The sequence below is a fragment of the Bacillus sp. C1 genome (assembly GCF_054570475.1).
On sequence record NZ_JBTMZT010000002.1, the window covers coordinates 320,818 to 333,954 of the forward strand.

The window sequence follows — 13,137 nt, forward strand, 5'->3', positions numbered from 1 at the left end:
AGCCAACACCTCTAGCAAGATTTCGTAAGATATTATTTTTTTATGTAATGTAACATAGCAAGTTGACCAAGTTGCTCTATCTTCGTTAGTGTAAATTTTGTTTCAATGTCACCGCCAGTATAAAGGGAGATACCTTTACCTAAAATGATAGGTGCAATGGCAAGTTGAAACTCATCAATTAAGTTTTCTTTGAAAAATTCTCGTGCTAAATTACCACCGCCAATTAACCAAATATCTTTTCCTGGCTGTTTTTTTAAGTTCATAATAAATGTTTTTACATTTTCTTTGACAAATTGAGCATATTCATCTTTATCCTCTACAGAAGTTGAAAAGACATAATTCGTGTAATTAGCATATGGATAGTCCATATCGAATCCACGAATTACGTCATATGTTTTCTTGCCCATTAAAACTGTATCAATTCTTTCAAGAAGGGTACTGTATCCATTATCTCCTTCAGTTTCTGTTGATTCTAACCACTCTAAAGTTCCATCCTCGTTTGCGATATATCCATCAATTGAAGTTCCGATATATAAAATTACTTTGCGTTCTTGGTTCATTTTTATCATCCTTTCTTTCTTATGTTAGCATATCTATAAATTACGACAAAAGTTCGAGCATTTTTCCAGCAGTAGACAGAACAACAGCATTCGTTAGTTTCATATCATCACTATTTTTGTGGCGCAATTGGATCAGAAATAGTAGGTTCTCCTAATAAAGACGGGGTACATTCTTTTGGAGCAACCTAAAAATCAAAATTTCCTCATTATTGACTACTGATAACGATATGTTATGTAAATCTTACATATATAAGATATTTATTTCACATTTTATTTATCTTACAAAATGGTAACGCCATATAATGAATGTAACATTAGGAAATGATGAGGAGGATTGCATTGAAAAAATTTGCTATTAGCTATTTAGTGTGCTTGATGTTTTTCTCTATTTTTGTGAATGTTTTACAGTATATACAAGAACCAAATTATACAGAAGCATGGGGGTCAATTTGGGCATCAATTATTATGTATATGATATTTGGAAGTATTCCTGTTTTTATAGGTTGTTTATTAGGAGAATTTTTTTATCGAAAAATAAAAAGGAGTTATGAGTTAAAAATTGGCATCCCTTTATTTGTGTTGTTAGGTGTTTTTTATGGTTGTTTAATCGGTATAGGAATCTCTTTTACTATGCTGGACTTTGTAAAAAACAGTATTCCTATTACTTTATCATCTTTAGTATTTTATTTTATAAGACGAATCTAATTGATTTTTGATAACGAAACTATATAAATATATATGGGTAATAGAAATAATTATGAAACGGCTATATAGATAAGGTTTGCACGATCCATAAAGCAAAAAAGACGTTATTCTTTCTGTGAATTTCTACAAAAAGAATAGCTCTTTTTTCGTTGTATGGGGATATTTTTAAGTTTCTGGTAATACATAGTGAATCCTATGAGCTATGCATACGGAGTTTGCGCAAATAAAGCAATAAGTTTCCAAACTAAACTATTTCATGTAACCCTTAGCCTTTTGTAAATCTCAATCCATCATTTTAATGATGGATTGTCAGGTCGTGGAGAAAGAGAACTGCTACGAAATGATAAAAAGAAACATGGTAATCTGACGAGGTTGGTTCGTATAAAATGGTGAATGAAATTTTATCGACGGTTTTTCAAATATATCGATCGTTTCTCATCATATATCGGCGCAAATTAAAATATATCAGCGATTCGACAACGGATATCGACTAACCAGCAAAAAACGACAAAAAAACAGGATGATCCCTAACTCCTGTTTCCCAACACTCTGTCAGTACATCATTTTAATGATGGATTATATTTGTCTTTTTCTATGAAACAATAAGTTTCTTGTTTATTTTTAGAAAGGTAACATCGTGAATGTTAATTTTTACTAGTTACATATTTCGATTTCTGATAATATAGAAAGTACGGTATATAAACTGAAATCTAATGATTCGATTTATTCTCAACCTTGATATGCCAAGAGAAACAAGTACCTTTCCAAATTCTTGTATGATGTTAGAAGGTTTCATAATGATAGTTGCTAGAGATCGTGCTAATTAAGTGAATAATAATAAATAATGAGGTCCTTTATGGAAATTTATGCTGTAAAAATTTTAAATATTGAAAAAGAAAGGTTGGATCAACTCTGTTTATGGATTGATTTGGAGAAGAAATGTAAAATTGAAAAATTTATTAATCAAAAAGATAGCGTTAGAACATTAATTGGAGAGATATTGATACGAACAATAATTGCTGCAGAATTAAAGATTAAAAATAAAGATATAAAATTTCAAAAAAACGAATATGGTAAACCCTCTTTGAAAGAGTATCCTGAGTTCCATTTTAATATATCTCATTCTGGAGATTTTGTCGTATGTGCAATTGATGATAAACCGATAGGGATTGACATTGAAGAGATAAGACATATTGAGTATGAAGAGATAGCTAGAAATTTTTTCACATTAAATGAATTTGAGTATATTATGAAACAAAATTTGAATGATGGATTAAGTAAGTTTTATGAAATATGGACGTTGAAAGAAAGTTATATTAAATGTTGTGGACAAGGACTATCAATACCATTAAAGTCATTCTCGTTTGAGATAAAACATATGGAAAATATTAAAGTGATTACGAATCATGTATATAAGGGATATAAATTTAAAATATTTAATATGTTAGGTTACAAAATGGCAGTATGCTCATTTAATAAAGAAATCTCCGATAATATAGTGTTTATAGATCAAAAGCATTTAATTGAGGACTATTGTAAAATTACTTTAGAAAGGTGAATGATATAATGATACTATTTTGTTTACCATATGCGGGAGGATCGGAAGTAGTATATTATAATTGGAAAAATTATTTAGACTCTTCTATAAAGCTATATCCCGTAGAATTAAAAGGAAGAGGAAAACGGTTTACTGAAGATTTTTATGAAGATATAGAAGAAGCGGTTGAGGATATATTTCAAATGATTAAAGAAGAAATAGTAAAGGGTGAGTATGCTATTTACGGACATAGTATGGGAAGTCTGTTAGCGTATGAACTGTATTATAAAATTAACGAAATGGGATTTGAAAAACCAAAACATATATTTTTTTCAGGATGTAAAGCGCCTCATGTTGTAAGAGCGAGAAATCATATTTATTCTTTGGCAAATGAAGATTTTGTGAATGAAATTATGAAATTTGGTGGAACACCAGAAGAAATCCTTATGAACAAAGAATTAATGGAAGTATTTATTCCTATATTAAGAAATGATTTCAAAATAGTAGAAACATATAAGTATAAAGAAAAAATAAATAAAATTGAGTGTAGTGTCTCTGTACTAAATGGAAAAGAAGACTCTATTCCATCAAAAGATATATTCGCCTGGAATGAACATAGTAGTGAGAAGTGTAAAATATATAATTTTGAAGGAAATCATTTTTTTATAAATAACAATGTTGAAAATATAACTCGTATAATAAAGAGTGCGTTGTTTGAAAAGGAGTTAGCTCCACTCATTCCTATTGAATAAAATCTATTTAACTTGCTGTACATTATGATACGGAATGTTACTTTGTTACAAATTTGTTGATATAATTTTAGTGTAAATAAGCGAGAAAGCTCCTAATTTACTTCGGAACAAAAAAATAAATCCATTTAAAAGCAAATTTCTTTCGTATTATGAAATTTGCTTTTTTTATCTAATCGATTTTGAAAGCATAGAACTCGGATACGATACCGAGCCTATGCCTTAAAAGTTGTCTAACTTTATAGGAGAGTTCAAATTAAGCTGATTCTTTTTGAACTCTCTCAAGCAAACGAGCCAATATGTGTGTGCGATAAGATTCTAGTTTTCTACCTCCATAAGTACGGATACCTAATTTTTTAAGTTCTTTTACATACCAACCTTTACTACCGAAATACATAGAATCGCTCCTTTTCAAATTTGTTCTTGTGATTTGTTCTGATTTTTGGAGGTACGGGCAGTGAATTTCGTATGAAAATGGTTAACTTCGGTGCAAAAGACATATATACTAAAGGTAGTATATAACGAGGTGGGCGCAACGTGATGATAGAGAAGTACGAAATTCAAATTGATCAAATTACGAGCGGAAAGGTGAATATATTTACTTTCTACCGCAGTGGAAAGCAAATTGATGATCCATTTTTAAGGTTGCAAGAGCCATCGCTTACGGCAAACTACTATTTTCATTTTCATTTGGACGCAGAAAGCCTTAGTCTTCTGCAGGAAGAGTTTCCTAGCGTATATCCATACAACGGGAATGGAACCATTCACGATTGGACGGAAAAGATGAAAGATGAACTGCAGCGCCAAATTCAAACTGGAAAGTGGAACAGACGCGTGCGCATTGGTAATCGAATTCTAGATGTGACATTTACGTGGTGTGATGAAGAGATGGAGTAAAAAAGAAGCGGGTGACGCTTCTTTTTTAACGCTGGAATAAAACGAGTTTTCCTGCTGAAGATGTGCAGCGATGTGTATGCTTATGTAGTCCCTTTTCTTGTAAAATGGATTCTCCTTTTGATTTCGCTTCTGTTTCTGTTGCGGCTTCGAATGATTCGTCTAGCATTTTAGAACCATCTTTTTCAAAGACTGTTAGAACGTATACTCCCATGAAAATTCCTCCTAAGAATAAAATCAGAATCTTATAACTATTTTGTCATAAAACGATAGAATATGCAAAGAAATATATGACATTGCATGTTAAAATAAAGTGAAACTTTGGTCAGTGGTTTGTACTGACCATTAGTCTTCACCAATCGGGCTTTTACGGGCAGTTTACCTCCTGCTTAACTTCTTTGTTTTTGTTAAACTTTGAATTAGGAGTAATACTGCCCGTTAAAGCGGGGTAAAGTGAAACTTTTATCGGATAAAGAAAGGATCGTTTATTTGTGAAACAAGTAAAGTTTATACACGCGGCAGATTTACATTTGGATAGTCCGTTTAAAGGGATGGAAATGAGTGTGCCGCTATCAGTTTGGGAAAGAATGAAGCAAAGTACGTTTCAGTCGTTTGAGCGTATTGTTGATAAAGCGATTCAAGAGCGCATTGATTTTTTGCTGCTTGCAGGAGATTTATATGACGCAGAAACGAGAAGCCTTAGAGCGCAAGTATTTGTGCGAGAGCAGATGAAGCGCCTTTCGCAATATGAGATTCCTGTTTATATTATTCATGGTAACCACGATCATTTAGGCGGAAGCTGGGCGGCAATTGAGTTTCCAAAGAATGTTCATGTGTTTACAGAACCATATGTAGAAGCAAAGCCCTTTTATAAAAATGGAGAATTGCTTGCATTGATTTACGGATTTAGTTACCTCCAGCAAGCGGTAACGGATAATATGACAGCGCAGTATGAAAAAATAGGCGACGCGCCTTTTCATATTGGGATGCTTCACGGAAGCGTGGAAGGCGATGCAGAACATAATCGGTATGCGCCGTTTCAAATTCGAGAGCTGAAAGAAAAAGGATTTGATTACTGGGCTCTTGGACACATACATAAGCGTGAGGTTTTAGCAGAGGAACCATATATTATTTATCCAGGTAATATACAAGGGCGTCACCGAAAAGAAACAGGTGAAAAAGGGGCGTATGTTGTTGAGATAACAGAGCGCGGAACGAATTGTTCTTTTTTCCATGCAGCGGATGTTGTGTGGGGAGAAGCAGAAGTGAATATTGACGAACTAGAAACGATTGATGATCTTATGACAGTTTGTACAAAAGTGCTGCATGAATGGCGAAAAAAAGAAGAAGGAACTCTTTTGACAGTTATATTTACCGGACAAGGACCACTTGCTTCATATTTACGTGATGAAAAACGGGTGGAAGAGATCTTTCACATTTTAGCAGCAGGAGAAGAGCGGAGAGATTTCGTTTATGTGATGAAATGGAAGAATGAGACGATTTCATTTGCGGAAACGGAGCGGTTAAAAGAGGAAAATCATTTTGTCGGTAGTATCTTGCAAGAGCTAGAATCATTTGCGAATATGGATGCAGTGCTCAGAGTGATTTGGACATCTCCTATCGCACGTAATGTCATTGAGTCCTTTTCAGAAGAAGAGAAAGAAGAGATTCAAAAGGAAGCAGAAAATATTATATTAGAGCAATTATTCCAGCAAGAGAGGGATAAAAAATGAGAATTGAGAAACTCCATATTTACGGTTATGGAAAGTTAGAAAATGTGGAAATGGATCTTTCTTCGCTGACGGTGTTGTACGGAGAGAATGAAGCCGGAAAATCGACGATTCGCTCGTTTATGAAGAGTATTTTATTTGGATTTAAGACGAGGGAGAAGCAGCATTATGAGCCGAAAGAAGGCGGGAAGTACGGCGGCAAGATCACAGTTATGACGGAGCGGTATGGTCGCCTGCAAATTGAACGCCTTCCGAAAACAGCTGCCGGGGAAGTAACGGTGTACTTTGAAGATGGAAAAACAGCTGGAGAAGAAGTATTACAAACTTTGCTGAGCGGGATGAATGAGAATTTGTTTGATTCTGTTTTTTCCTTTGACATGCATGGTCTACAAAATATTCATCACATCGGAGAAGCTGAAATCGGAAATTATTTATTTTCAGCAAGTGCAGTTGGAAGTGATGCCCTTTTGCAGTTAGATAAGAAGCTAGAAAAAGAAATGGAGCAGCGCTTTAAGCCAAACGGTCGTAAGCCTGAGATTAATGTATCACTGCAAGAGATAAAGCAGCTTAATGAAAAGCTGCAGGCGTGGCAAGGGAAGATTGGCACGTATGAAAAGCGAGTGGAGCAGTTAAAGGAAAGTGAAGCGCGCCTTACGCATATTCGAAATGAAAAGGAGATGGCAGGAAGGCGTAAGCAAGACTATGAAGTATTGGCTGCATTGCAACCGCTTGTCATTGAAAAACATGCATACGAAAAAGTGTTAGAAGAGCAAAAGGGGTTATTTCCTGTCCGGGGCGTGGAACGTTTTGAAACGATAAAAGTAAAACTTGAACCACTTGAATTGCAAGTCAGTTCTATCGGAAAAAAAATGGAGTTGGTGCAGTCGGAAGTAGATGGGATAAAAGTACAAGAAGCGCTCTTGCAAAAAGAAAGTTATGTAGAAGAACTTCGTATGCAGCATATGTCATATGAAAATGCTTGCCAAGAAATGCGGGATCTTACAGTAAGCATTCGAAATATGAAAGAAGAGATAGAAGAACTGAAGCAGCAAATCGGTGCTACGTTTGATACGGAAAGTGTACTGTCCTTTGATACAAGCCTCGCGGCAAAAGAAATGATAACGCAAACGGTGCAAAAGGCGCGAGAATTAGATAAGCGGAAAGAGCAGCTTGATGAGCGTTTTAAAGCCGTGCAAGAGCAATTAGAAGAACAGGAAGAGAATGTAGCGCACATTCGCAAGCAAATGTTAGCAGATGAAGCGCGCCAGGCACTTGTAGAAAAAGAAAAATCATTTCAAGATACAGTTTTTATAAGTACTGGTGCGGAACGAATCAAGCGTAAATATGAAGAGAAAATGAAAGCAGCGCAGGAAAAGAAAAAGCGCTGGCAATCAATTTGTTTTCTGTTATTAGCGATTAATACAGTAATGTTGCTAACAAGTGTACTGCTAGATAACCGTTCGTTATTATTCGTGAGTGTGATTATCTTTGTAGCACTTGTACTGGCCCTTGTTTTGTATAAAGATTCTTCTTCTGAAAGCTTACAAGAAGAATTACTTACCTTGCAGCAAAGTGCAGGAGGAAGGCAAAATGAAGAGGCACTCTCCATTCGGTATCAATTAGAAAAAGATGAAGAAATGCAGAAATTATTTGAGCGCGAGTCATATAAATTACAACAAATAGAGCGAGCTTATGATAAATTGGTTTCGGCATATGAAGAATGGGAGCAAGCTAAGTTTCACGCGGGAGAGCAAGTGGATGTATATAAAGAGCGGTATTTGTTTCCTCATTTTTATACATATGCACATATATTGCCGGCATTTGAACGTATGGAAAAGATGCAGCAGTTATATCGCGAAGTAGGGAAGAAGACGGAGCGGAAAGAGATATTATTTGAAACGATTTCGCAGTTTGAACATAAACTAGAGAACGTTATAGAACATACAGATTTTGAGCATCTTCATACAATTCGTGATCGTATTCAAAAGGAAAAAGAAAAAGGGCAAAAGAAGGAACAACTGTTAGGCAAGTTTGCTGATTGGAAAGAAGAACGAGAAGTACTGCAGCATCAAGTAAAGCAACTTATACTAGAAAGAGATGCGCTCTTTAAGGCGGCGGCAGTTACTGATGAAGAAACGTTTTTAGCAGCTGGTAAGAGGGCAGAAAAGCGTGAAGAGGCAAAGCAGCAAGTCGAGCGTTTATCGCCTCAAATTGATATGCTAGAAAAACGTTTAACAAGCTTATCATTAGCGAATCACTATCAAGTGGAAGGATATGAAGAAAACATAAAGCAAGAAGCACTTCATATGCAAAACTTTCTTTCAGAAGAGAAACAATTGACAGAGCGTATTGCAGAATACCGCGTAGAGATTACGAATTTAGAAGAAGGTAGTACGTATGGTGATTTACTGCATGAATGGGAACTGAAAAAATCACATGTACGTGAGCAAGTGAAGAAGTGGGCTGCATATGCGGCTGCTAAAACGGTGTTAACAAAAACGAAGCAATATTATCATGAAGTGCAGATGCCGCGCATTTTACAAAAGGCTGAGGAATATTTCGTATATGTAACAGGTGAGAAGTATAGTAAGATTTTTTCACCGTCCGCAAGTGAGCCGTTTATTGTAGAGAGAAGTGATGGTATGCGTTTTTACAGTTATGAACTAAGTCAGGCAACAGCGGAGCAACTTTATTTATCACTCAGATTTGCGTTAGCGCGGACGTTTGAACATGATTATCCGTTTATTATTGATGATAGTTTTGTGCATTTTGATGCGATAAGAACAGAACGAACCACCGAGTTGATAAAAGAAATTGCGAAGGAGAGACAAGTCATCTTCTTTACATGTCATGCCCATCTATTATCATTATTTAAAGGAAAACAGGTTATAAAATTAACACGTGAACATAAAGAAAATAAGATGTAATGTGCTATACTAAAAGTACTTAAGTTGGTGGAGGAATCAGGATGAAAAAGAAAATTGCAGAATATGAAGTTGGTGAACAAGTCGATATCTTTTTATTAATTAAGACAGCGACAAAAGGTATCGCAAGTAATGGGAAGCCATTTTTAACAGTGATCTTACAAGACCAAAGCGGAGATATTGAAGCGAAGCTATGGGATGTATCACCAGAAGTTGAGAAGCAATATGTCGCAGAAACGATTGTGAAAGTAGCTGGTGATGTTCAAAATTACAAAGGACGCATTCAGCTTCGTGTGAAACAAATTCGCGTTGCCAATGCGAATGAAGTAACAGACATCTCAGATTTCGTTGAAAAAGCACCTGTGAAAAAAGAAGAGATGGTAGAAAAAATTACACAGTACATATTTGAAATGAGAAATTCAAACATTCAGCGTCTCACAAGACATTTATTAAATAAACATCAAAGTGAGTTTTTAGACTATCCAGCAGCAACGAAAAATCATCATGAATTCGTATCAGGACTTGCGTATCACGTTGTATCGATGCTCGATTTAGCAAAAGCAATTTCTGCGCTGTATCCATCTTTAGATAAAGATTTACTGTATGCTGGTGTTATTTTACACGACCTTGGCAAAGTAATTGAGTTATCTGGTCCAATTTCAACAACATATACACTAGAAGGAAACTTACTCGGTCACATTTCAATCATGGTAAACGAAATTGGAAAAGCAGCAGATGAATTGAAAATTGAAGGAGAAGAAGTATTAATTCTGCAGCACATCGTTCTGTCGCATCATGGAAAAGCAGAATGGGGGAGTCCAAAACCACCATTAGTAAAAGAAGCAGAAATTCTTCACTACATCGACAATTTAGATGCAAAAATGAATATGATGGATCGTGCCCTTGGCCGTACGAAGCCAGGAGAATACACAGAGCGTGTCTTTGCGCTTGATAATCGTTCGTTCTATAAACCGACGTTTCATAATTAAAAAATGAAGTGAGAAGAAAAACCGACTCTGTAATAGGAGTCGGTTTTTCTTTTTTTAGGTTGGATTATAGGATCTTGTGGTCATCACGAAAACTGCCTATGAAGCACTGTATTTCTATTCTGAATAATTCCCGCGGTATTGATTCGATCGGTATCAACTGATGAGATCACAAAAATTAGTGAAAGCTGCGAATTTGAAACATGTAATTGATGAAAAATCAACATAGTAGATACTGTCTTCATAATATAACTTCAATTGTGGTATTGGATCTGTCTAGAAAGGTAGAAAAGTCTTTTTAAGATATAAAGAGACTTTTCCAGCTTGTTGGGAAACAGGAGCCAGGGGGCTCCTGTTTTTTTTGTCGTTTTTTGCTGGTTAGTCGATATCCGTTGTCGAATCGCTGATATATTTTAATTTGCGCCGATATATGATGAGAAACGGTCGATATATTTGAAAAATCGTCGATAAAATTTCATTCACCACTTTATACGAACCAATCTCGTCAGATTACCATGTTTCTTTTTATAAGTTCGTAGCAGTTCTCTTTCTCCACGACCTGGAAAAGTCTTTTTAAGATATAAAGAGACTTTGTATTATTGATAAATATGTTGTTGTAATTGCCCCTGCTAGCCGAATAATGAAAAAATAGCTAGCCCAATAGGACCGCTTAAATTCGCACCATTCGTTTCTCCGACGCGTATGGGAACTGTTGGATTAGAAATGTCATAAATTTCTTATCGTACTTAATAGATGCACAGTGTAAATAAATTATGTATGTAAGACTGCTTGGACTCCCAAGCAGCAACTAGTTTGAAAGGTGATTCTTGGTCCTGAAAAATGAAAATAAGGGATGTAAAAATGTTGATTTAATAACATTCTTACATCCCTCTTTTGCATTGTTTTGCTTCATAAAGGATTTTTTTGTTATGAACTTAATAATTGAACTGGTACAAAGAAATAAAGTTATCGTTTTTGCTTTTTATCTTTATCAAGAAAAAACACAACAATTATTCCTAAAATAATAGGAAACCAAGCGGAGTATGACATGTATAATCCTCCTTTTATATGTGTGTATTATTTTACCATATACAGTTTTTTTAGGTGATAAAGGCAGGCGCATTATAAGTGTTTATAAAATCCTTATTGAAATAGAAAATAACAGCTGAAATATCAAGGCTGTATCAGCTGTCATTAAAATAGATATTAACTTTTACTATTTGGATTGTTAGTTAGTATTTTTGTCCTTATTTCTAGCAGAGATTGTACCAAATAGCGCTCCGGACATTGCGCCGACTAATGTCATAAAAATTGCGCTCCATGCTGCAAATGACATAATTACACCTCCTAAATAAAATCGTTATAACTATATATTTTATTATAATCTAATTCATAAATGTAAGGTAGGGAGAACTTTTGATAAAAAAGGTTAGAAAATTAGAGGTGTGTGGGGACAAAAGAAAATGAGAATAATTGCGTATCAAGGCAGCATCACTAAACATGAAAATTCACTTATTAGAATGTGAAATTTGTATAAAAAGAGCAGCTAGCAAAAGCTAACTGCTTGAGTCTCCAAGGGGGAACAAGGAGAAACTATAATGTTATCTACAGTATTGACGAAATAATGAGTTTTATTCGTCGGCATACGCAAAAATGTTTCTTAGCTTCATGCGTACCCTACAGTCAAAGTATGTGTTAACAATACAGATAATGAAAATGTTAGAAGAACTGTTACTATGTTTCTAAGCATGACATGAATGATAGTAATAGCATAAGAAGTTAACGAAAGGTCAACTGGTGAGTAGTTGTTCTTTTTATATAAATCCGATTTGATTTTCTAACAGATACACTATGGTTATGAAAAACAAACAGAGACCTTCACTCATTTTCTCTTTCTGTTTTCACATGGAATGGGGCTAAAAAAGGCACTGATCGCTTCTATCCATGGCCGGATGCTCTCATCCATCTGAAAAGAATGGTTTGATGTTGGTTTTTTAATTTGGATTTATATATTTCCTTTTAATAGGAACTTGTTTTTCACTATGGTACAATTATATTAACTTATAATTCTGAAATTAAATGTAGAAAGGGGCGTCAGAAAAAATGAGCTTCCCAGATGAATTTGCAGTAAGAGTAAAAGAATATTTAGAAGACGAGAAGGATAAAACAATGATTAAAAACGGGCACAGAGATGTAATTTTTCAATATTTATATGAACTAGAAATTAAGATAGGTGTTGTAAGGAATCCTAATTTTAATTTTTTTACATCGGCTAGACGTTCGCATATAATAGTAGAAAATATTGAATTTAAAACGGAAGTACATACTGAAAAGAATATCATTGAAATTACAAAAATCGTTGATAAAGTCGTTATTCCGCTTGATACAATTATTGTAAAAGATGGGGAGTTGTTCGCTTTAGGTCGTAATGAAACATTTACGATCAAGATATTAGAAGACTATCTGCGTGAAACATTTGGTGAAAAGTTAGGGCTATCATTAGATTAATTATGTTAAAGCATTCCTTATGGAGTGCTTTTTCTTGTGTAGCACTGAAATACAAGAGGTAAATGCCCATTGTCACTTTATCCATAAGCTGGCCGTTAGTTTATCCCGCATTAACGAGCAGTAAGACTCCCACCTCAAAATTCAGCGACAGCAAAGAAGTTAGGTGGGAGATCAACTGCTCGTAAAAGTCCGATTGGTTCAACTAATAATCAGTGGGGGATGAAGAAAACCCCCACTGATTAAAGTTTCACTTTATACGGAATTTTATACATATGGAAGTAAAGGTAATAAAGACAATGCTTGCTTATAACCACTGATATAATGGGATGAATAAGAAACGACATATGTAGGGTGAAGAGGATGTTTCGCAGACTGTTGATAAGCCAGGGATTGTTGGTGAGGAGAGCTTCTGATAACGAGAATTATGTAATCTACTAATGATAGCCTATTGAGCTATCTTTTTTGTTGTATGCTTCTTTTTATACACATTCTTTCATTCAACTTATAATTAGACCAGCGAATATTCTGATAATTATTTCTCAAG

11 protein-coding genes are annotated in these 13,137 nt (G+C 34.8%); 8 read left to right on the forward strand and 3 right to left on the reverse strand.

Going from position 1 to position 13,137, the window contains the following annotated elements:
* Positions 1-32 precede the first annotated feature (32 nt).
* Positions 33-560: a dihydrofolate reductase family protein gene (locus tag ACX5JI_RS08155; protein WP_459500586.1), complete on the reverse strand. Its 528-nt coding sequence runs from the start codon at positions 558-560 to the stop codon at positions 33-35.
* Between the two features lie 339 nt (positions 561-899).
* Here ACX5JI_RS08155 and ACX5JI_RS08160 point away from each other — a divergent pair, with 339 nt between their 5' ends.
* The 3 genes from ACX5JI_RS08160 (at position 900) to ACX5JI_RS08170 (ending at position 3,554) form a co-directional block, all read left to right on the forward strand.
* Positions 900-1,265: a hypothetical protein gene (locus ACX5JI_RS08160; protein ID WP_459500587.1), complete on the forward strand. Its 366-nt coding sequence runs from the start codon at positions 900-902 to the stop codon at positions 1,263-1,265.
* An 856-nt stretch (positions 1,266-2,121) separates the two neighbouring features.
* Positions 2,122-2,823 (forward strand): 4'-phosphopantetheinyl transferase family protein, encoded by a 702-nt coding sequence (locus ACX5JI_RS08165; protein WP_459500588.1) that lies wholly within the window; start codon positions 2,122-2,124, stop codon positions 2,821-2,823.
* Positions 2,820-3,554, forward strand: coding sequence for a thioesterase II family protein (locus ACX5JI_RS08170; protein WP_459500589.1), 735 nt, complete (start codon positions 2,820-2,822; stop codon positions 3,552-3,554). The genes ACX5JI_RS08165 and ACX5JI_RS08170 overlap by 4 nt, the downstream gene beginning before the upstream one ends.
* 253 nt (positions 3,555-3,807) lie before the next feature.
* On the opposite strand, the gene ACX5JI_RS08175 is transcribed toward ACX5JI_RS08170, so the two are convergent.
* Positions 3,808-3,948, reverse strand: coding sequence for a YflJ family protein (locus ACX5JI_RS08175; RefSeq protein WP_459500590.1), 141 nt, complete (start codon positions 3,946-3,948; stop codon positions 3,808-3,810).
* Positions 3,949-4,088: 140 nt separating this feature from the next.
* Here ACX5JI_RS08175 and ACX5JI_RS08180 point away from each other — a divergent pair, with 140 nt between their 5' ends.
* Positions 4,089-4,448, forward strand: coding sequence for a hypothetical protein (locus tag ACX5JI_RS08180; RefSeq protein ID WP_459500591.1), 360 nt, complete (start codon positions 4,089-4,091; stop codon positions 4,446-4,448).
* Between the two features lie 25 nt (positions 4,449-4,473).
* Here the strand turns inward: ACX5JI_RS08180 and ACX5JI_RS08185 are convergent, their stop codons facing one another.
* Entirely contained in the window at positions 4,474-4,659 is a 186-nt protein-coding gene (locus ACX5JI_RS08185; protein ID WP_459500592.1) for a YhzD family protein, read from the reverse strand.
* Positions 4,660-4,936: 277 nt separating this feature from the next.
* Between ACX5JI_RS08185 and ACX5JI_RS08190 the strand changes: the two genes are divergently transcribed.
* From ACX5JI_RS08190 to ACX5JI_RS08205, 4 genes are all read left to right on the forward strand, one after another.
* The gene (locus ACX5JI_RS08190) at positions 4,937-6,178 is read left to right on the forward strand and encodes a metallophosphoesterase family protein (RefSeq protein WP_459500593.1); all 1,242 of its coding nucleotides are present in this window, start codon (positions 4,937-4,939) and stop codon (positions 6,176-6,178) included.
* Complete coding sequence (locus tag ACX5JI_RS08195) at positions 6,175-9,102, forward strand: ATP-binding protein (RefSeq protein ID WP_459500594.1); 2,928 nt, start codon at positions 6,175-6,177, stop codon at positions 9,100-9,102. Before ACX5JI_RS08190 ends, ACX5JI_RS08195 begins: the two co-directional genes overlap by 4 nt.
* A 41-nt stretch (positions 9,103-9,143) precedes the next feature.
* Positions 9,144-10,088: a 3'-5' exoribonuclease YhaM gene (gene yhaM, locus ACX5JI_RS08200; RefSeq protein WP_459500595.1), complete on the forward strand. Its 945-nt coding sequence runs from the start codon at positions 9,144-9,146 to the stop codon at positions 10,086-10,088.
* 2,100 nt (positions 10,089-12,188) lie between these two features.
* A complete protein-coding gene (locus ACX5JI_RS08205) occupies positions 12,189-12,593 on the forward strand; it encodes a DUF3942 family protein (RefSeq protein ID WP_459500596.1) in 405 nt (134 codons plus the stop codon).
* Positions 12,594-13,137 lie beyond the last annotated feature (544 nt).

Bases quoted from the DNA above. Each gene is read 5' to 3' on its own strand.
- ACX5JI_RS08205 (WP_459500596.1), top strand. From the start codon at position 12,189: ATGAGCTTCCCAGATGAATTTGCAGTAAGAGTAAAAGAATATTTAGAA.
- ACX5JI_RS08185 (WP_459500592.1), bottom strand. From the start codon at position 4,659: ATGGGAGTATACGTTCTAACAGTCTTTGAAAAAGATGGTTCTAAAATG.
- yhaM (WP_459500595.1), top strand. From the start codon at position 9,144: ATGAAAAAGAAAATTGCAGAATATGAAGTTGGTGAACAAGTCGATATC.
- ACX5JI_RS08195 (WP_459500594.1), top strand. From the start codon at position 6,175: ATGAGAATTGAGAAACTCCATATTTACGGTTATGGAAAGTTAGAAAAT.
- ACX5JI_RS08175 (WP_459500590.1), bottom strand. From the start codon at position 3,948: ATGTATTTCGGTAGTAAAGGTTGGTATGTAAAAGAACTTAAAAAATTA.
- ACX5JI_RS08165 (WP_459500588.1), top strand. From the start codon at position 2,122: ATGGAAATTTATGCTGTAAAAATTTTAAATATTGAAAAAGAAAGGTTG.
- ACX5JI_RS08155 (WP_459500586.1), bottom strand. From the start codon at position 560: ATGAACCAAGAACGCAAAGTAATTTTATATATCGGAACTTCAATTGAT.